This window comes from Streptomyces sp. NBC_01260 (assembly GCF_036226405.1).
In the GTDB taxonomy this organism is placed as follows: Bacteria; Actinomycetota; Actinomycetes; order Streptomycetales; family Streptomycetaceae; genus Streptomyces; species Streptomyces laculatispora.
On sequence record NZ_CP108464.1, the window covers coordinates 6,484,011 to 6,503,323 of the forward strand.

At 73.7% G+C, this 19,313-nt stretch carries 20 protein-coding genes; 12 read left to right on the top strand and 8 right to left on the bottom strand.

The window, feature by feature from the left end; all coding sequences use genetic code 11:
* Positions 1-22: 22 nt before the first annotated feature.
* Entirely contained in the window at positions 23-1,288 is a 1,266-nt protein-coding gene (locus tag OG322_RS28905; RefSeq protein ID WP_123469905.1) for an MFS transporter, read from the top strand.
* 35 nt (positions 1,289-1,323) lie between these two features.
* Here the strand turns inward: OG322_RS28905 and OG322_RS28910 are convergent, their stop codons facing one another.
* Positions 1,324-1,956, bottom strand: a complete 633-nt coding sequence (locus OG322_RS28910) for a TIGR03085 family metal-binding protein (RefSeq protein ID WP_123469903.1) — start codon at positions 1,954-1,956, stop codon at positions 1,324-1,326.
* Positions 1,957-2,040: 84 nt separating this feature from the next.
* Here OG322_RS28910 and hisI point away from each other — a divergent pair, with 84 nt between their 5' ends.
* The 11 genes from hisI (at position 2,041) to lgt (ending at position 11,168) form a co-directional block, all read left to right on the top strand.
* The gene (gene hisI, locus OG322_RS28915; protein WP_123469901.1) at positions 2,041-2,424 is read left to right on the top strand and encodes a phosphoribosyl-AMP cyclohydrolase; all 384 of its coding nucleotides are present in this window, start codon (positions 2,041-2,043) and stop codon (positions 2,422-2,424) included.
* Positions 2,425-2,435: 11 nt separating this feature from the next.
* Positions 2,436-3,923 (top strand): anthranilate synthase component I, encoded by a 1,488-nt coding sequence (locus OG322_RS28920; protein WP_123469899.1) that lies wholly within the window; start codon positions 2,436-2,438, stop codon positions 3,921-3,923.
* An 85-nt stretch (positions 3,924-4,008) separates the two neighbouring features.
* On the top strand, positions 4,009-4,668 hold the full coding sequence (locus OG322_RS28925) for a TIGR02234 family membrane protein (protein WP_123469897.1): 660 nt from the start codon (positions 4,009-4,011) through the stop codon (positions 4,666-4,668).
* A 138-nt stretch (positions 4,669-4,806) separates the two neighbouring features.
* Positions 4,807-5,055 carry an HGxxPAAW family protein gene (locus tag OG322_RS28930; protein ID WP_123471445.1) on the top strand — a complete coding sequence of 83 codons (249 nt, stop codon included), beginning with the start codon at positions 4,807-4,809 and terminating at the stop codon, positions 5,053-5,055.
* An 80-nt stretch (positions 5,056-5,135) separates the two neighbouring features.
* Complete coding sequence (locus OG322_RS28935) at positions 5,136-5,750, top strand: DUF2752 domain-containing protein (RefSeq protein ID WP_443066566.1); 615 nt, start codon at positions 5,136-5,138, stop codon at positions 5,748-5,750.
* Positions 5,751-5,865: 115 nt separating this feature from the next.
* Positions 5,866-6,675 carry an indole-3-glycerol phosphate synthase TrpC gene (gene trpC / locus OG322_RS28940; protein ID WP_123469893.1) on the top strand — a complete coding sequence of 270 codons (810 nt, stop codon included), beginning with the start codon at positions 5,866-5,868 and terminating at the stop codon, positions 6,673-6,675.
* On the top strand, positions 6,672-6,899 hold the full coding sequence (gene trpM, locus OG322_RS28945) for a tryptophan biosynthesis modulator TrpM (RefSeq protein WP_370375325.1): 228 nt from the start codon (positions 6,672-6,674) through the stop codon (positions 6,897-6,899). The genes trpC and trpM overlap by 4 nt, the downstream gene beginning before the upstream one ends.
* Before the next feature lie 137 nt (positions 6,900-7,036).
* Entirely contained in the window at positions 7,037-8,323 is a 1,287-nt protein-coding gene (gene trpB / locus OG322_RS28950; RefSeq protein ID WP_329307199.1) for a tryptophan synthase subunit beta, read from the top strand.
* Positions 8,320-9,132 (top strand): tryptophan synthase subunit alpha, encoded by an 813-nt coding sequence (trpA, locus tag OG322_RS28955; RefSeq protein ID WP_123469886.1) that lies wholly within the window; start codon positions 8,320-8,322, stop codon positions 9,130-9,132. Before trpB ends, trpA begins: the two co-directional genes overlap by 4 nt.
* A 75-nt stretch (positions 9,133-9,207) precedes the next feature.
* Entirely contained in the window at positions 9,208-10,035 is an 828-nt protein-coding gene (locus tag OG322_RS28960; RefSeq protein ID WP_123469466.1) for a thioredoxin domain-containing protein, read from the top strand.
* A gap of 98 nt (positions 10,036-10,133) precedes the next feature.
* Complete coding sequence (gene lgt, locus OG322_RS28965; protein ID WP_329307200.1) at positions 10,134-11,168, top strand: prolipoprotein diacylglyceryl transferase; 1,035 nt, start codon at positions 10,134-10,136, stop codon at positions 11,166-11,168.
* Between the two features lie 165 nt (positions 11,169-11,333).
* Here lgt and OG322_RS28970 read toward each other — a convergent pair whose 3' ends face one another.
* The 7 genes from OG322_RS28970 to OG322_RS29000 are packed head-to-tail and all read right to left on the bottom strand — an operon-like array spanning position 11,334 to position 19,261.
* A complete protein-coding gene (locus OG322_RS28970; RefSeq protein ID WP_123469462.1) occupies positions 11,334-12,155 on the bottom strand; it encodes an HpcH/HpaI aldolase/citrate lyase family protein in 822 nt (273 codons plus the stop codon).
* On the bottom strand, positions 12,152-13,351 hold the full coding sequence (locus OG322_RS28975) for a CaiB/BaiF CoA transferase family protein (protein ID WP_123469460.1): 1,200 nt from the start codon (positions 13,349-13,351) through the stop codon (positions 12,152-12,154). Before OG322_RS28975 ends, OG322_RS28970 begins: the two co-directional genes overlap by 4 nt.
* Positions 13,348-14,232, bottom strand: coding sequence for a ribokinase (rbsK, locus tag OG322_RS28980; protein WP_123469458.1), 885 nt, complete (start codon positions 14,230-14,232; stop codon positions 13,348-13,350). Before rbsK ends, OG322_RS28975 begins: the two co-directional genes overlap by 4 nt.
* Positions 14,229-15,611, bottom strand: a complete 1,383-nt coding sequence (locus OG322_RS28985; RefSeq protein WP_123469456.1) for an ADP-ribosylglycohydrolase family protein — start codon at positions 15,609-15,611, stop codon at positions 14,229-14,231. Before OG322_RS28985 ends, rbsK begins: the two co-directional genes overlap by 4 nt.
* Entirely contained in the window at positions 15,608-16,810 is a 1,203-nt protein-coding gene (locus OG322_RS28990; RefSeq protein WP_329307201.1) for an ADP-ribosylglycohydrolase family protein, read from the bottom strand. The genes OG322_RS28985 and OG322_RS28990 overlap by 4 nt, the downstream gene beginning before the upstream one ends.
* The gene (locus tag OG322_RS28995) at positions 16,737-18,047 is read right to left on the bottom strand and encodes an ADP-ribosylglycohydrolase family protein (RefSeq protein ID WP_241199936.1); all 1,311 of its coding nucleotides are present in this window, start codon (positions 18,045-18,047) and stop codon (positions 16,737-16,739) included. Before OG322_RS28995 ends, OG322_RS28990 begins: the two co-directional genes overlap by 74 nt.
* A complete protein-coding gene (locus OG322_RS29000; protein WP_329307782.1) occupies positions 18,044-19,261 on the bottom strand; it encodes an ADP-ribosylglycohydrolase family protein in 1,218 nt (405 codons plus the stop codon). Before OG322_RS29000 ends, OG322_RS28995 begins: the two co-directional genes overlap by 4 nt.
* Between the last annotated feature and the right edge of the window lie 52 nt (positions 19,262-19,313).

Genomic DNA, 19,313 nt, shown 5'->3' on the forward strand with positions numbered 1-19,313 from the left:
GGCCACCCGAGAGGACGCCCCCGTGACCGTCACGCTCACGCCCGAAGAGGCTCCGGAACGCCCCGCCCACCGCGACGGAAACGTCCTGCGCTGGCTCGGCGCCTACACCGCGTCGACGATCGGCGACAGCGTCTACTACATGGCCCTCGCCTGGGCCGCCGCCCGCACCGGAAGCGCCTACCAGACCGGCCTCGTGCTGGCGGTCGGCTCCATACCCAGGGCCCTGCTGCTGCTCGGCGGGGGAGTGCTCGCCGACCGGTTCGGGCCGCGCCGCGTCGTGGTCGTGAGCGACACCGCCCGCTGCCTCGTCATCCTCGGACTGGCCGGGGCGCTGCTCCTCACCTCGCCCACCGTGTGGATGCTGATCGCCGTCGCCCTGGTCTTCGGCGCGGCCGACGCCCTCTTCCTGCCCGCCGTCGGCGCCCTGCCGCCCCGGATCACCGCAGCCGGCCAGCTCGCCCGCGTCCAGGGGATGCGCGGCCTCGCCACCCGCGCCGCCAACCTCACGGGAGCCCCGCTCGGCGGCCTCGCCGTCGCCCTCGGCGGCCCGGTCCTCGCGTTCGCCGCGGCCGGTGTGCTCTTCGCCGTCTCGCTGCCGCTGCTGCTTTCCGTACGGATGAGCCCGCTGCCCGCCCCGGAGCAGCCGGCCGAACCCGGGCAGCCGGCCGAACCCGCCGGCACGGCCTGGCGCGAACTCGTCGACGGACTGCGCCACATCCGCCGCCACCCCCTGCTGGGTCCGCTGATGCTCGTCGTCGCCGTCAGCGAACTGGGCTTCGTGGGACCGCTCAACCTCGGCCTGATCCTGCTCAGCCAGGAACGCGGCTGGGGCGCCTCCGGAATGGGCTGGGTCATCGCCGCCTTCGGCGCCGGAGCGGGCGCGTCCGCGCTGCTGCTCGCCGTACGGGGGCGGCTGCCCCGGGCCGGGCTCGTCATGTGCCTCACCGTGCTGATCGGCGCGGCCGCCATCGCCGCCCTTGCGTACGCGCCCTCCGTACCGCTCGCAGCGGGTGTCGCGGCCCTCATCGGGCTCTTCGTCGGACTCGGCGGCGCCCTGTGCGGAGCCCTCGTCCAGACCGCCGCCGACCCCGCCTACCTGGGCCGGGTCACCTCGGTCTCGACCCTGTTCACCCACGCCCTCGCACCGCTCAGCTACCCGGTCACCGGCGCGGCCGCGGCCCTCTGGGGCACCGGCCCGGTCTTCGTCGCCAGCGCCTCGCTGTGCGCGGCGGGCGCGGTGGCGGGCCTGGCGCTCGCCCCGCTGCGCCGCGCGGAACTCCCGCGCTGAGCACCGGGTGCCGCGGCCCGCCGCCGGACCCGGACCTACATACCGAGCTTCGCCGTCGTCACCCGGGAGATCGCCTCCTGGTCACCCTCCAGCTCCACCCGCGCCGCGTCCTGCCGCCCGAACGCGAACAGCAGCAGCTCGCCCGGCTCACCGGTCACCGTCACCACCGGGGTGCCCTTGTGCGCGACCGCGGTCTGCCCGTCGGGACGGCGCAGCACCAGCCCCACCGGGGCCTTCCGCCCCAGCATCCGGGCCGCCTTCTCCGTACGCGACCACAGGACATCGGCGAAGACCGGGTCCAGCTCGCGCGCCGTCCAGTCCGGCTGGGCCCGGCGCACGTCCTCCGTATGGACGTAGAACTCGACGGTGTTGGCGACCTCGTCCAACTGCTTCACGCCGAACGGGGACATCCGCGGCGGACCCGTACGGATGAGCTGGATCAGCTCCTCGTACGGCTTGGAGGTGAATTCGTTCGTGATCCGCTCGCCCCGGCTCTTCAGGGGGCCGATCACCAGCCCGGCCGCCGCGTCGGGCCTGCGCTCCCGCACCACCACATGGGCTGCCAGGTCCCGGGCCGTCCAGCCGTGGCAGAGGGTCGGGGCCTCCGGGCCCGCCGCCTCCAACAGGTCGGCGAGCAGAAGTCGTTCGCGCTTCGCATGGGTCGACATGTCCGCCAGCGTACGACCGGTGTCCAGCGTCCGCCCAGTGGACGTACGCCCGGACGGCCCTCCTCGCCACGGCACAATGGGCACATGACCAGCACGCCCACGCCCGGCACCCCACCGCCCGCCAGCGGCCTCGACCCCGCCATCGCCGCCCGCCTCAAGCGCGGCGCCGACGGACTGGTCCCGGCCATCGCCCAGCAGTACGACACCGGCGAAGTGCTGATGCTCGGCTGGATGGACGACGAGGCCCTGCACCGCACCCTGACCACCGGCCGCTGCACCTACTGGTCGCGCAGCCGCCAGGAGTACTGGGTCAAGGGCGACACCTCCGGCCACATCCAGCAGGTCAAGTCCGTCGCCCTGGACTGCGACGCCGACACCGTCCTCGTCAGGGTCGACCAGACGGGTGCCGCCTGCCACACCGGCGACCGCACCTGTTTCGACGCCGACGTCCTCCCGCTCGGACAGTAGGGTCTGCCGCCATGGATCTCGACACCTTCCGCAAGCTGGCCGTCGACCGGCGCGTCATCCCCGTCACCCGCCGGCTCCTCGCGGACGGCGACACCCCGGTCGGGCTCTACCGCAAGCTCGCGGGTGAGCGCACCGGCACCTTCCTCCTCGAATCCGCGGAGAACGGCCGCACCTGGTCGCGCTACTCCTTCATCGGCGTACGCAGCGCCGCCACGCTCACCACCCGGGACGGCCGGGCCCACTGGGCCGGCACCCCGCCGGTCGGCGTCCCCGTCGACGGCGACCCGCTCCAGGCCCTGCGCGCCACCATCGAGACCCTGCACACCCCGCACGACCCGGAATCAGGACTGCCGCCCTTCACCGGCGGCATGGTCGGCTACCTCGGCTACGACATCGTGCGGCGGCTGGAGAAGATCGGCGAGAGCGGGGGCGACGACCTGAAGCTCCCCGAGCTGACCATGCTCCTCACCTCCGACCTCGCCGTCCTCGACCACTGGGCCGGCAGCGTCCTGCTCATCGCCAACGCGATCAACCACAACGACCTGGCCACCGGCGTCGACGAGGCGTACACCGACGCCGTGGCCCGGCTCGACGCCATGGAGCAGGACCTGCGCCGCCCCGTCGAGAACGCCCCTGCCGTCCTGCCGCCCTCCGAGCTCCCGCCGTACACCGCGCTGTGGGGCGGCCCGGCGTACCAGGACGCCGTCGAGGACGTGAAGGAGCGCATCAGGGCCGGCGAGGCCTTCCAGGTCGTCCCCTCCCAGCGCTTCGAGACCCCGTGCACCGCGAGCGCGTTGGACGTCTACCGGGTGCTGCGCGCCACCAACCCCTCGCCGTACATGTACCTCTTCCGGTTCGACGGCTTCGACGTCGCGGGCTCCAGCCCCGAGGCACTCGTCAAGGTCGAGGACGGCCGCGCGATGGTCCACCCGATCGCCGGGACCCGGCACCGCGGCGCCACCCCGCAGGAGGACCAGGCCCTCGCCGAGGAACTCCTCGCCGACCCGAAGGAACGCGCCGAGCACCTGATGCTCGTCGACCTCGGCCGCAACGACCTGGGACGGGTCTGCGAACCCGGCAGCGTCGAGGTCGTCGACTTCATGTCGGTCGAGCGGTACTCCCACGTGATGCACATCGTGTCCACCGTCACCGGCCGCGTCGCCGAGGGCCGCACCGCCTTCGACGTCCTCACCGCCTGCTTCCCGGCGGGCACCCTCTCCGGCGCCCCGAAGCCGCGCGCCATGCAGATCATCGAGGAGCTCGAACCCACCCGCCGCGGCCTGTACGGCGGCTGCGTCGGCTACCTCGACTTCGCCGGGGACTCCGACACGGCCATCGCCATCCGCACCGCCCTGCTGCGTGACGGAACGGCATACGTCCAGGCCGGGGCGGGCATCGTCGCCGACTCCGACCCGGTCGCCGAGGACACCGAGTGCCGCAACAAGGCCGCGGCGGTGCTGCGCGCCGTTCACACGGCCAACCGCCTCGGCGGCGCGTGAGCCCGGCCGGCGCACGCGGGGGCGGGTCGCGGGGGCTCCATCTCACACCCCCCATGTGCCGGTCACCCCGGGGCGGTAGGGGATAGTGGAGTACGTGAGTGCTGTCCCCGTACCCCAGCCCCGTGCCGAAGCCGTCTCCGCGCCCGACAGCGCGGGAAGCCGCCGAAGCCTGGCCGCCGGCCTGCTCCTCGGGGCAGCCGGGGCCACTGTCGTCCTGCTCGCCTCCGGGCAGACCTGGGCCCAGGGCCGGGCCGAGGTCGGCGGCGGCGCCCTGCCGATGAGCGCCGACGGACAGGACGTCACCGGTCTCCCGGCAGCCCTCGCCATCGTCGGCCTGGCCGCCCTCGTCGCCGTCTTCGCCGTCCGCAGCAGCGGCCGGCTGCTCGTCGCCGGACTGCTGGCCCTCAGCGGGCTCGGCGCCGCGCTGAGCGCCTTCCTCGGCGCCTCCGACAGCGCCGCGCTCGACGAGCAGGCCGCCCAGGCCACCGGCGACACCTCCGCCACCATCGGCGCCCTCAGCCACACCGCCTGGCCCTACGTGACCGCGGCCGGCGGTCTGCTGATCCTGCTCGCCGGGCTGCTCGCCCTGCGCTACGGCAGGCGCTGGCCCACGATGTCCGGGCGGTACGAGCGCGACGGCACCCCGCGTCCCCGCAAGGCCCCCCGCAAGGCCATGGATCCCGACCGGCCCGAGGACCTGTGGAAGGCCCTGGACCGCGGCGAGGACCCGACGCGCGAGGCATGACCCCCCGTTCATTGTCCCGTCCGCACGTACGGGACAATGGCCCTGAGCTCACAGCACAGCGGCACCCACAGCGGCACCGGCTCTGCGCACTGCGACACCGAGCGATACCAACAGCGCAACACCAACGAGGAGCAACTCATGGCGGGCAGCAGCCACGGACACACCCCGGCCGCCTGGACCGGTGTCATCATCTCCTTCATCGGCTTCTGCATCGCAGGCGTCTTCATGGTCGCGGCCAACCCGCTCGGCTTCTGGGCCGGTATCGCCGTCACCGTCATCGGCGGCATCGTCGGCCTCGCGATGAAGGCCGCCGGTCTCGGTATGCCGAAGGAGTCGGCGGAGCTGGCCCAGGCCAGGGCCCGCGCCGGACAGGCGCAGACCTCCTGACCCCGTCCGCAGGACGTACGCACGCGAGGCGCAGCCCGGACCGGGCTGCGCCTTTCCGCGTCAGCGGCGACAATCACCGGGTGGACGCTTCGCCATCTCCAGCCGCCGCCCCGCCGACGCCGGGCGACGGGCCCGCCCCCGGCGCCTCCGCGGCCTCCGGCCCCCAGCCCGCTCCCGGCGGCCCCCAGCCGCCGACGGGACCGCCGTCCGTGCCCGGCGGCCAGCTGCCCGCGCCCGGTCCGCCGGCCGGGTACCGGGGCCCGTTCCCGCCGGTCTTCCCACCGGCCCCCGTCCCCGCCTCGCGGCTGCGGCGGATCGCCGGCCCGGCCGGTGTCCTGGCCGGCGTCATCGGGGCCTTCGTCGTGGTCGGCTCCGTCGACCCCAACGAGCCCGGCCACTACCCGGTCTGCCCGCTGCTCCGCTTCACGGGCATCTACTGCCCCGGCTGCGGCGGGCTGCGCAGCGCCCATGCCGTCGCCCACGGCGACATCGCGGTGGCGTTCGGCTCCAACGCCCTCGCCGTCATCGGCTACGGGCTCTTCACCGTGCTCTGGGTCCTCTGGATGGTCCGCGCGGCCGCCGGGAAGCCCGTGCGGATCGCGCTGAAGCCCGTCCACTGGTGGGGGATCGGCGCCGTTCTCATGATCTTCACCGTCGTCCGGAATCTGCCGTTCGGATCGGCGCTGGCGCCGTGAATGCCCAGGTAGTGGGACATCTGTCGGCCGGATGCGAGCCCATCGGCCTCCTGCGGATACCATCGGTATGGCTGATCCTGTTCCCTTGTAACCGTCCCGGAAGGGGGCCGCTCGCGTGAGTGTGCTCGACGAGATCATCAACGGCGTACGCGCCGACCTCGCAGAGCGGCAGGCGCGCGTCAGCCTCGATGAGCTGAAGGAACGCGCGGCGCGCGCCCCCGAGGCGAAGGACGGAGTCGCCGCCCTGCGCGGCGAGGGCGTGACCGTCATCTGCGAGGTAAAGCGCTCCAGCCCCTCCAAGGGGGCCCTTGCCGCCATCGCCGACCCGGCCGCACTCGCCGCGGACTACGAGGCGGGCGGCGCGTCCGTCATCTCGGTCCTCACCGAGGAGCGCCGCTTCGGCGGTTCGCTGGCCGACCTGGAGGCCGTCCGCGCCAAGGTCGACATCCCGATCCTGCGCAAGGACTTCATCGTCACCTCGTACCAGCTGTGGGAGGCACGGGCGTACGGCGCCGACCTCGCACTGCTGATCGTCGCCGCCCTCGACCAGGAGGCCCTGGTCTCCCTGATCGAGCGCGCCGAGTCCATCGGCCTGACGCCGCTGGTCGAGGCGCACGACGAGGAGGAGGCGGAGCGCGCGGTGGACGCCGGCGCGCGGATCATCGGCGTCAACGCGCGCAACCTGAAGGACCTCAAGGTCGACCGCTCCACCTTCGAGCGCGTCGCCCCCGAGATCCCCGACCGCATCGTCAAGGTCGCCGAGTCCGGCGTCCGCGGCCCGCACGACCTCATCGCCTACGCCAACGCCGGCGCGGACGCCGTGCTGGTCGGCGAGTCGCTGGTCACCGGCCGCGACCCGCGGGGGGCCGTCGCCGACCTGGTCGCCGCGGGCGCCCACCCGGCGCTCCGGCACGGACGGGGCTGACCGCACCCTTGTCCGCCGACCGTTCCGCCTCCCGTGTCCGGCCGGGCCTGCGCCCCGCCGGGGCCACCGGCCGGGACCCGCACGCGCCGCTGGCGCGCGGCTGCCGCCCCCGCGGCTGCCGCGCCCCCGCACGCCGTGTGCACGGCCGGCGGGTGCGGTACGTGATCGGCGACGAGCCCGGCCAGGTCAACGGCATGCGATGGCGCACGGGGTCCGCGCAGTAAGCGAGCCCCGGCCGTCGCACCCACCGCCGCACCCGGCGGAACCGCACGACCGCACCGCCCGGCCAGGCCGCGGCGGCGCTCCGCTCACGGCGCAATACGGTGAACCCACCCATTGCCATGTCGAGGAGCACGTCGAGATGTCGTCCGACTTCTTCATTCCGGACCCGGAGGGTCTGATCCCCAGTGCCGAGGGGTACTTCGGTGCGTACGGCGGAAAGTTCATCCCGGAGGCGCTCGTCGCCGCCGTGGACGAGGTCGCCGTCGAGTACGACAAGGCGAAGGCCGACCCGGCCTTCGCCGCCGAGCTCAACGAGCTCATGATCAACTACACCGGCCGCCCCAGCGCCCTGACCGAGGTGCCGCGCTTCGCCGAGCACGCCGGCGGCGCCCGGATCTTCCTCAAGCGCGAGGACCTCAACCACACCGGTTCGCACAAGATCAACAACGTGCTGGGCCAGGCGCTGCTCACCAGGCGGATGGGCAAGACCCGGGTCATCGCCGAGACCGGGGCCGGCCAGCACGGCGTCGCCACCGCGACTGCCTGCGCCCTCTTCGGCCTCGAATGCACCATCTACATGGGCGAGATCGACACCCAGCGGCAGGCGCTGAACGTGGCGCGGATGCGGATGCTCGGCGCCGAGGTCATCGCCGTGAAGTCCGGCTCCCGCACCCTCAAGGACGCCATCAACGAGGCGTTCCGCGACTGGGTCGCCAACGTGGACCGCACGCACTACCTCTTCGGTACGGTCGCGGGCCCGCACCCCTTCCCCGCCATGGTCCGCGACTTCCACCGCGTCATCGGCGTGGAGGCCAGGCGGCAGATCCTGGAGCGGGCCGGCCGGCTGCCGGACGCCGCGGTCGCCTGCGTCGGCGGCGGCTCCAACGCCATCGGCCTCTTCCACGCCTTCATCCCGGACGCGGGCGTCCGCCTCATCGGCTGCGAGCCCGCCGGACACGGGGTGGAGACCGGCGAGCACGCGGCGACCCTGACCGCGGGCGAGCCCGGCATCCTGCACGGCTCGCGCAGCTACGTCCTCCAGGACGAGGAGGGCCAGATCACCGAGCCCTACTCCATCTCGGCCGGTCTGGACTACCCGGGCATCGGCCCGGAGCACGCGTACCTGAAGGACATCGGCCGCGGCGAGTACCGCGCGGTCACCGACGACGCGGCCATGCAGTCGCTGCGGCTGCTCTCGCGCACCGAGGGGATCATCCCGGCCATCGAGAGCGCACACGCGCTGGCCGGCGCGCTGGAGGTCGGCAAGGAGCTCGGCAAGGACGGCCTGATCCTGGTCAACCTGTCCGGCCGCGGCGACAAGGACATGGACACGGCGGCCCGGTACTTCGGGCTGTACGACGCCGACGCGACCGTCGAGGCGGACGCGGCCGGCAGCAGCGCCGAGATCGAGGGGGACGTCAAGTGAGCGGCAACATCGAGCTGTTGAACACCACCCTCGCCGCTGCCCGGGCCGAGGACCGGGCGGCGCTGATCGCCTACCTGCCGGCCGGCTTCCCGACCGTCGACGGCGGTATCGCGGCCATCAAGGCGGTGGCCGCCGGCGGCGCCGACATCGTCGAGGTGGGCCTGCCGCACAGCGACCCGGTGCTCGACGGCCCGGTCATCCAGACCGCCGACGACATCGCGCTGCGGGGCGGCGTGAAGATCGCCGACGTGATGCGCACGGTCCGCGAGGCGCACGAGGCGACCGGCATCCCGATCCTGGTCATGACGTACTGGAACCCGATCGACCGGTACGGCGTCGAGCGCTTCACCGCCGAACTCGCCGAGGCGGGCGGCGCCGGGTGCATCCTGCCCGACCTGCCCGTCCAGGAGTCCGCCCTGTGGCGCGAGCACGCCGGCAAGCACGGTCTCGCGACCGTCTTCGTCGTCGCGCCCAGCAGCAAGGACGAGCGCCTGGCCACCATCACGGCGGCCGGATCCGGCTTCGTCTACGCCGCTTCGCTGATGGGGGTCACCGGCACCCGCGTCTCGGTCGGTGAACAGGCCCAGGAGCTGGTGAGGCGCACCCGCGCCACCACCGACATCCCGGTCTGCGTCGGCCTCGGCGTCTCCAACGCCGACCAGGCCGCGGAGGTCGCCGGCTTCGCCGACGGCGTCATCGTCGGCTCCGCCTTCGTCAAGCGGATGCTGGACGCTCCCGACGAGGAGGCCGGCCTGGCGGCTGTCCGCTCACTGGCGGCCGATCTGGCCGAAGGTGTTCGAAAGCGCTGACACCTGGCGTAACCCGAATGGGTGGACCTGGGACCGGGGAGGCACGCGAGTGCCTCCCCGGTTCGTTGCTGCGGTGTGAGCGAGAAGAACCAAGAGGGAAAAAGGGCCGCGCGAGACCGGCTGAACCAGCAGCGTGAGCAGATGAAGGCGCGAGAGCGCCGCCGCCGCACGCTGATCGTCTCCACCGCCGTGGTGGGTGTCCTTGCGCTGGCCGCCGTCGTCGGCGTGATCGCCGCGAACAGCGGCGGCAAGGGCAGCAAGAACAAGGCATCGGGTCCCGCCGTCGCACCGTCGGGCGCGACCGGCAAGGACAGCCTGGCCATCCAGGTGGGAGCGGACGACGCCCCGTCCACGCTCACGATCTGGGAGGATTTCCGCTGCCCGGTCTGCGCCCAGTTCGAGAACGCGTTCAGGGACACGATCCACCAGTTGGAGCAGAGCGGGCAGCTCAAGGTCGAGTACCACCTCGCCACGCTGATCGACGGCAATCTCGGCGGCAGCGGCTCCCTCAAGGCCGCCAACGCGGCGGCCTGTGCCCAGGACGCGGGCAAGTTCTCCGCGTACCACGACGTCCTGTACCGCAATCAGCCGCAGGAGGCCGACGACGCCTTCGGCGACAACAGCAAGCTGATCGACCTGTCCAAGAAGGTCGACGGGCTCGACACCCCCGCCTTCCGCAGCTGTGTCGAGGACGGCACGCACGACAGCTGGGTCCAGAAATCCAACACCGCGTTCCAGAACGGCGGCTTCCAGGGCACGCCGACGGCGCTGCTCAACGGTGAGTCGATCTTCCCCAAGAAGGGGAACGAACCCATCACCGTGGCCAACCTGAAGAAGTGGGTCGCCGAGGCCAACAAGGGCAAGCGGACGGGCACGGTCACACCCGCCCCATCGGGGTCCTGAACGGCGGATACCTGGGGAATCGATGACCGGCTCGTTACCCAGACGTTGTCGGGCGGGTTGCCGTACCTCCCGCCCGGCAAGGTAGCGTCGACCCTGCCATGGACCTTGCCTACATTCCCAGCCCGTCGACCGGCGTGATCAATCTCGGCCCGATCCCGCTTCGCGGCTACGCGTTCTGCATCATCATCGGTGTCTTTGTCGCCGTCTGGCTCGGCAACAAGCGCTGGATCGCCCGAGGGGGCAGAGCCGGCACTGTTGCCGACATCGCCGTCTGGGCCGTGCCCTTCGGCCTTGTCGGCGGGAGGCTCTACCACGTCATCACCGACTACCAGCTGTACTTCAGCGACGGTAAGGACTGGGTCGACGCCTTCAAGATCTGGCAGGGCGGCCTCGGGATCTGGGGTGCGATCGCGCTCGGCGCGGTCGGTGCCTGGATCGGCTGCCGCCGCCGCGGGATCCCGCTGCCCGCCTGGGCCGACGCGCTCGCCCCCGGCATCGCCGTGGCCCAGGCCTGCGGCCGCTGGGGCAACTGGTTCAACCAGGAGCTGTACGGCCGGGCGACCGACGTCCCGTGGGCGCTGAAGATCAGCGAGGGCCCCAACCGGGTGGCGGGCACGTACCACCCGACGTTCCTGTACGAGTCGCTGTGGTGCATCGGTGTGGCGCTCCTCGTGATCTGGGCGGACCGCCGGTTCAAGCTCGGGCACGGGCGGGCGTTCGCGCTGTACGTCGCGTCCTACTGCGCCGGCCGCGCGTGGATCGAGTACATGCGCGTCGACGAGGCCCACCACATCCTGGGCCTGCGCCTGAACGTATGGACCGCGCTGATCGTGTTCGTGCTCGCGGTGATCTACATCGTGATCTCGGCGAAGGTGCGGCCGGGGCGCGAGGAGGTCGTCGAGCCGGAAGCGGTGGACGCCGGAGGCGTCGAGGACGCGGAGGCCGGTGACGCGAAGTCCGAGGACACGAGGTCCGAGGACACGAGGTCCGGTGACGCGAAGTCCGGCGACGCGAAGGCCGAGGACGCGGAAGCCGGTGACGCGGAGCCCGGGGACGATTCCGGTGACGCCGCGGTCGAGGCCGATGCGTCGGCGTCGAAGACGAGCGGTGCGGCGGAGACGGCCAAGGGCTGACGCCGGCACACACATCGACGAGCGAGGGGCCGCCGGACCATTCGGCGGCCCCTCGCTCGTCCATGTGCGCCACGGCCACCGTCGCGGGGGTGTCCTCAATCGCCGGACGGGCTGGATTTTCCGCGAGCCGCACCTGATCCGCGCGCCCGCCGGGGCGCGGGCCGGTCAGCGCCGGCCGGGCACTGCCGTCCGCCCGGCCAGGGCGAGCGTGCGGTGGGCCGAGGCCACCACCGCCGCGTCCACGAAGCGGCCGTCCGGCAGGGCCAGCGCACCCGCCTCGGTCCGGGCCGCCTCGACGATCTCCTGAGCCGCCTCGATCTCCTGCGTCGTCGGCCGGAACGCCCGCTCGATCACCGGCAGCTGCCGGGGGTGGATCGCCGCCCGGCCGAGAAACCCCAGCGCCCGCCCACGGGCGCAGGACGCCCACAGGCCGTCCAGGTCCCGGACATCCGGGAACACCGACTGGGTGGGCGGGGCCAGCCCGGCCGCCCGCGCCGCGACCACCGTCCGGCTGCGCGACCAGTCGAGCCCCGTATCGTCCCGCACTCCCAGATCGGCCCGGAGATCCGCCTCGCCCAGGGCGATGGACCGCACCTGGGGGTGGGCGGCGGCCACCGCGTACGCGTGCTCGATGCCGAGCGCCGACTCCAGCAGCGGACAGAGCGCGACCCCGGGAGCCAGGGCCGCGATGTGATGGACGGAGGCCGCGTGCGTGATCTTCGGCAGCCGCAGTTCGCCGAGGCCCGGCAGCCCGGCCAGGGCCAGGACGTCGGCCTCGGTGTGGACCCGGACGTGGACCGGCACCGTGCCGGCGGGTTCGGAGAGGAGCTCCACGGCGGCCGCCCGTGCGTACTCCTTGCGGTCCGGGGCGACCGCGTCCTCCAGGTCCACGATCACCACGTCCGCCCCCGACTCACGCGCCTTGCGCACCACGTCCGGCCGGTCCCCGGGGACGTACAGCCAGGTGAGGGGGATCGCCGGGGTCACAGGACCCGCTCCGCACGCAGCGCCGAGATCTCCGGGCCGGTCAGGCCCAGCCCGGTGAGGATCTCCTCGGTGTCCGCCCCGTGCGGCCGGCCCGCCCAGCGGATCGCCCCCGGGGTGCCGGAGAGCCGGAACAGGACGTTCTGCATTCGCAGCGGGCCCAGCTCGGGGTCGTCGACCTCGGTGATGGAGTCCAGCGCCCGGTACTGCGGGTCCTCCATCACGTCGCGGATGTCATGGATGGGCGCGATGGCCGCCTCCGCCTTCTCGAACGCCGAGATCGCGTCGTCCCGGGTGTGCCGGGCGATCCAGTTGCCGACCGCCTCGTCGAGCTCCTCGCAGTGGTCGGCGCGTGTGGTGCCGGAGCCGAACCACGGCTCGTCGATCAGCTCCGCCCGCCCCACCAGGCGCATCACCCGCTCGGCGATGGACTGCGCGGAGGTGGAGACGGCCACCCACTGCCCGTCCGAGGTGCGGTAGGTGTTGCGCGGGGCGTTGTTGCGCGAGCGGTTGCCGGTGCGCGGCTGGACGTAGCCGAGCTGGTCGTACCAGAGCGGCTGCGGGCCGAGCACGGTCAGGATCGGTTCGATGATCGCCAGGTCGACGACCTGCCCCTCACCGGTGCGTTCCCGCCCGGCGAGCGCGGTCATCACCGCGAACGCCGTGGCGATCGCCGCGATCGAGTCGGCCAGACCGAACGGCGGCAGCGTCGGCGGCCCGTCCGGCTCCCCGGTGATCGCCGCGAATCCGCTCATCGCCTCCGCGAGCGTGCCGAAGCCGGGCCGGTGCGCGTACGGGCCGAACTGGCCGAAGCCGGTGACCCGGGCCAGTACCAGCCGGGGGTTGACGGCGTGCAGTTCCTCCCAGCCCAGCCCCCACCGCTCCAGCGTGCCCGGCCGGAAGTTCTCGATGATCACATCGGTGTCGGCGGCGAGCCGCAGCAGGATGCCGCGGCCGCCGGGCCCGGACAGATCGAGGGTCATGGTGCGCTTGTTGCGGCCGAGCAGTTTCCACCACAGCCCGATGCCGTCCTTCGTGGGGCCGTGGCCCCGGGACGGGTCGGGCCGGCCGGGATGCTCGATCTTGATCACCTCGGCGCCGTAGTCGCCGAGCATGGTGGCGCACAGGGGGCCCGCGAAGAGCGTGGCGAGATCGATGACCCGGAGCCCGGTCAGCGGCGCTGGCGCCGGCCCGGTCACGCGGCGTCGATTTCGCTGCGGTACGGCATGGAAGTGGAGGCGCCGTGCTTCTGTACGCAGAGCGCGGCGGCCGAGGAGGCCCAGGCGATGGCCTGCGGCACCGGCCGGCCCTCGCCGATCGCCACCGCGAGCGCGCCGACGAAGGTGTCCCCGGCGCCGGTGGTGTCGACGGCGGTGACGTCGGGGGCGGGGAAGTGGACGGCCGTGCTGCCCCGGGCCGCGTACAGGCACCCCTTCGAGCCGAGCGTGATGACGACCGCGGGCACCTGGCCGAGCAGCACCTCCGCCGCCGCGTGCGGTTCGAAGTGCCCGGACAGCTCGGCCGCCTCGTGCTCATTGGGGATCAGCAGGTCGACGCAGTCGAGGAGTTCGTCGGGCAGCTGCTGCACGGGGGACGGGGTGAGGAGAATCCGTACCCCCTGGGCATGACCGGCCCGCGCCCCCTCGATCACGGCGGACAGCGGCAGCTCCAGCTGGAGCAGCAGCAGATCGGCACCGGCGATGGCGGCGATCTCGCCCGGACCGAGCGCGGTGACGGCGCCGTTCGCGCCGGGGATGACCACGATCGCGTTGGAGCCCTTGGCGTCCACCACGATGTGTGCCGTACCGCTGGGCCCCTCGGCGGTGTGCAGCAGATCGGTGTCGACGCCCGAGTGCTCCAGGTTCTCCCGCAGCCGGACACCGTACTCGTCGTTGCCGACCGCACCGATCATCATCACGTCACCGCCCGCACGGGCGGCGGCGACGGCCTGGTTGGCCCCCTTGCCGCCGGGCACGGTGCGGAACTCGCTTCCGGTGACGGTCTGTCCGCGCTCCGGAGCCCGGTCGACGTAGGCCACAAGATCCATATTGGTGCTGCCGAGCACCGCGATACCGGTCATGGGCGGAGTGCCTCCTGATGGGTGAGCCGGTGGGTCAGGTCGGCGAGGGTGTCGAAGCCGACCGAGTCGAAACCGGGGACGGACGTGGCGAGACGGTTCTTCAGCGGGGTGGTCCACCGGTCGGGCAGCGCCTCGGGCCGCCCGGCCAGCAGCCCGGCGAGCGAACCGGCGGTCGCCCCGTTGGAGTCGGTGTCCCAGCCGCCGGACACCGCACGGCAGATCGATCCGGTGAAATCACCGTCGGCGTGCGTGAGCGCGGCGGCGAGCAGCGCCGCGTTGGGCAGCACATGCACCCAGTGGTACCGGCCGTACGTGTCGTGGAGCCGGTCGACGACGCTGTCGAAGCCGGACGCGTCGCGGGCCGCCGCGACACCGTCCCGGACCGCCTGCGCGAACCGCGAACGCGGTGGTACGACCCGGAGCCCGGCGGCCAGACAGCCGTGCACACCGGCCTCGCCGCCGGCCGCCTCGGCGAGCGCCGCCGCGGTGAACATCGCGCCGTACACCCCGTTCCCGCTGTGCGTGAGGACCGCGTCCCGGTGGGCCTGTTCCGCTGCCGCGCCCGGGTCGCCGGGATGCGTCCAGCCGTGCACATCGGCGCGGATCTGCGCCCCGATCCACTCCCGGAACGGATTGCGGTGCAGAGCGGTGTCCGGCGGCTCGACGCCGTCGAGCAGATTGCGGTACGCGACCCGCTCGGCGGTGAACGTCCGGCCCGCCGGAAGCTCGTCCAGCCAGAGGCGGGCGAGGTCGGCGGTGGTGAACGAACGGCCGTAGCGCTGGAGCAACACCACCGTCAGCAGCGGGTAGTTGAGATCGTCGTCCTCCGGCATCCCGTCGATGTTCTCGGCGAGCGAGGTGGTCGCGGAGCGCCGGTTCCAGGGATACGTGGCCGACAGGGCCGGGGGCAGCCCCTTGGCGGTGAACCAGGTGGAGAGCGGCCAGTTCCCGGTGGCGCGGGCCAGCGCGCGGATGCCCTCCAGCGGCAGCTTCTCCACCGGCTTGCCCAGCAGACAGCCGGCGGCGCGCCCCAGCCAGGCCGCGTGCAGCCGGTCGCGGCCCACAGCGGCCGGGTCCGTGCGGGGGAGCGGCCAGTGCGGGCAGGCGGCCCGGATCTCGTCCAGGCCGGTCGGCTCGTCGTCGGCCAACGGCGATTCCAGCAGGGCGAGTTCGTCCAGCAGGTGCTCGGCGACCGCGCGCAGTTCCGGCGGCGCGGGGGGCTCGGAGGCGCCCGCGCGGTCCGGGGCGGGCGACCCGCCGGCCTCGTACCACCGGCGCTCGATGTCCCGGGCGTCGCGCCCGTCCTCGGCGGCCTGCCGCAGCTCGTGCCCGACCAGGTCCTCCGGCTGTACCCAGGTGGCCCGCACCCTCGTGTTCACGGCGTGTCCGTCAGCGTGGCGAAGGCGCTCTCGTGGGCGCGGCGGCGGGCCGTGTCGTGTGCGAACACCTCGCGGGCGACCTCCGCCAGGGTCCGGGCCGGGGCGTGCAGGTCGAGGCGGCTGGCCCCGGCGACCGTGCTCACCCAGTCGGCGGGGATCGCCCCTTCGCCGTGCAGCGCGCCCGCGATGGCGCCGCTCATGGTGGCGATCGAGTCGCAGTCCCGCCCGTAGTTGACCGACCCCAGGACCGTGCGCCGGTAGTCCCCGTCTCCGACGAGCAGCATGCCGAGTGCGACGGGGAGTTCCTCGACGGCATGCAGCCGGGAGGGGCGCCGGGCGCCGAGCGAGGGGGCGCGGTAGTCGGGGCCCACGGTGTCGAAGGGGGCGACGGCCTCGCGCAGCGGGCCCAGGGCGGACTCGAAGTCCCGGTAACCGGATGCCGTTTCGCACACCGCCTCGATGGCGGCCTGGGTGCCGTCCTTGGCGAGTGACAGACAGGCCGCGACGACCGAGGCGGGCGTCGCCCCCGGCACGCAGGCCGCGGCGACGGCGGCCGCGAAGACTCCGGCCGCCTCCCTCCCGTACGACGACTGGTGGGCGCCCGCGACGTCCAGCGCCTCGGCGTAGGCGGCCTGCGGATGGGCCGCGTTCACCAGGCCGACCGGCGCCATGTACATCGCCGCCCCGCAGTTGACGATGTTGCCCGAGCCCGCCTCGCGCGGGTCCACATGGCCGTAGTGCAGCCGGGCGACGATCCACTTCTCCGCGAGGAAGATCCGCTGGAGCGGCAGCGCCTCGGCCTCCAGCTCCGGAATCCAGCGAGGGTTCGAGATCAGCTCCGGTACGAGGTGGTCGGCGACGGAGTACGCGTCGAGATGGCCGCGCACCTTCCCGTACACCCGGATCAGCGCATGGGTCATCAAGGTGTCGTCGGTGACGTGCCCGTCGCCCTTGTGGTACGGGGCGATGGGGCGGGCGGTGCGCCAGTCGTCGCCGTCCCAGGGGCCGACGACGCCGGTGATCCGCCCGCCGTGGCGGGCCACGATCTGCTCCGGGGGCCGGCCCTCGACCGGACCGCCGAGCGCGTCGCCGACGGCGGCGCCGACGAGCGCGCCCGCGATCCGTTCATCGAGTGTGAGCGCCGTGGGCGTCGTGGGCGGTGCGGACCTCGTGGGCGCCGGGGGCGCTGTGGATGTCATGTCCGAATTGTCCACCCCGAGGTGCCGGTTCCGTGTCTGCCAGCAGCCCGGCGAGTTCCATCAGGTCCGTGCCCGCGAAACGGGGCAGCGCACACCCCGCCAGAGTGCGGCAGGCCTCACGCCAGCCGTCGGGCACGGATCTGATCGAGCCGAGCGCACCCGTCAGCGCACCGGCCAGGGCCGGCGCCGAATCGGCGACCCTGGACAGGCAGGCCGCGGACGGTACGGCCTGAGCGATCTCGCCGCGGGCCGCGGTGGCCAGGGCGAGGGCGACCGGGACGGTCTCGGCCGCGGCGATCCCGTAGCTGTAGACGTGGTCGACGATCTGATGCTCCAGCACCGGTACGAGGGCGAAGGCGCCGGCCTTCTCACCGGCGAAGTCGCGGGCGATCCGGACCGCGTGGGCGGCGTTGCGGGCGATCTCGGTGCCCTCGGGGAGCTGCGCCAACGCGGCGTTCACCGCCGTGTCCACGTCCGCCCCGCCGAGCGCCTCGGCGATCGCGGCGGCCATCGCCCGCGCCCCGTGCACCCCGTCGCCGTCCTGGGTGTAGCGCGCGTCGAACTCGGCGAGGTCGGCCGCCGCCGCGGGGTCGCCTGGGTGGACGACGGCCAGTACGGCGGCCCGCACACACGCCGCGTCGTCGAAGTAGTGCGGGTTGTCGTGGCCGGTGGCGGGCGGGCGCAGCCCGGCGGCCAGATTGCCGAGCCCGGCCCGGACCGAGATCCGGGCCCGCAGCGGCAGGACCGCCGACTCGACCTCGGGTGCCCGGGCGGCGGCCGCGGCGACCTCGGCGGCCAGCGCGTTCCAGGCGACGTCCACCGCGGCCCGCATCCGGCGGCCGGGGGAGAGGCCGTGCAGCGGGCCGGCCGCCGAGGTCAGCACGGTCCCGGCCGCGAACGCCGCCCATTCGGCGTCGTCGGACGGGCCGAGCCGCAGGGGTTCCGGCGGCTGGTTGAGCGCGATGGGGACGGGCAGTGTGGTGGTCGCGTTCTGCTCGGCGAAGGTGTCGAGCTCGCGGGTGAGGCGCCGGGTCCACTCCGGCATCCGGGCCGCCCGGTGCCGCGCGGCCGGCCAGCCCGCGGCGTCCCCGGAGGCCAGCCCGAGCAGCAGCCCCTCGATCCGGGCCCGCCGCCCGGTGTCCGGCGGGCCGGGGGGCGGCGCGGCCGGGGTGCTGCCCTCGCGCCCGCGCGCCGGGTCCGGGTGCCCGGACCGCGAGGTGTCCTTCGCCGTGGTCATCGCCCCACCGCCGTTCCGCCCGCGACGGGGACCGGCGCGGTGCCCTCGGGTGCTCCGGGTGGCTCGGGTGCTCCGGTTGGTCCGCTGCCGTGCCCCCCGCCGCCGCCGCCGGGCTCCGGGGCCGCGGGCCCCTCCGCGCCCCGTTCGTCCGCCTCGGCCGGGGTGAGCAGCTCCGCGATGTCCAGCACGTGGTAGCCGCGCATCGACGGGAGGCAGCTGCCCCGGACCGGGCCGATCGCCTCCGCCCAGTGGCGCGGAATGGCCGAGGCCCCGTGCAGCGCCCCGGCCAGGGCGCCCGCCACCGCGGCCGTGGTGTCGGCGTCGCGGCCCATGTTGACCGCGGTCAGCACCGCCGTACGGAAGTCGCCGCGCGCCGCGGCGAACGCCCCGAAGGCCAGCCCCACCGCCTCCGGGGCCAGGTCCGTCCACGGGTAGCCGCCGACGACCACGGCCGAGCGCACCGCACGTTCCCTCGTGAGCCGGTCGGGGTACGTGCGCTGGGCGGCCGTCACCGCACGGCGCAGCGAACGAGCGGTCCAGCAGTCCATCGGTACGACGGAGAGCGCGGCCGCGATCACGGAGGTGACCCCGGCCCCCGTCATCGCGGCCGCCACCCCGGCCGCCACCGCCTGGCCGCCGTAGATGCCCTCGCCCTCGTGGCTGACCCGGCCGTCCACCGCGACCAGCCGGGCCGCCTCGGCCGGGCGGCCCGCCGCGAAGACGCCGAACGGCGCCGCCCGCATCGCCAGGCCGTCGCTCCAGGCGTGCCGGTGCTGGGCGGAGATCGGGGCGGTGAGTCCCCGGCGCAGGTTCTCCAGCGTGCCGCGCTCGCTGAACCCGGCACCGCGGAACGGCCCCTCGTCCAGGTCCGCGATCCACAGCCGCCAGGCCCGCTCGACATGGGTCACGGTCAGGGCCGAACCGTGCCGGGCCAGCAGCAGCCCGGAGAAGATCGCGTACTCCGTGTCGTCGGTGCCCGCCGGGTCGTCGCTCACGAAGCTCTCGATCCGGCCCCAGCGGCGGCGGATCTCGGAGGGCCGCATGTTCTCCGCGGGGGCGCCCAGTGCGTCGCCGACCGCGAGGCCCAGCAGCGAACCCCTGGCCCGGTCACCCGGGCCGCCCCGGACCGTTTCGCCCGGGGCCGGCGCCCCGCGTACAGCCGCCCGCCTGCCGTCCGTGTGCGGCGCTGCCGGATTTCCTGCGATCAGCTCCATCGCGTCGACCCTTCGCTCGTACCGAGCCAGTTCCCGTACCTGTGGGATCTGT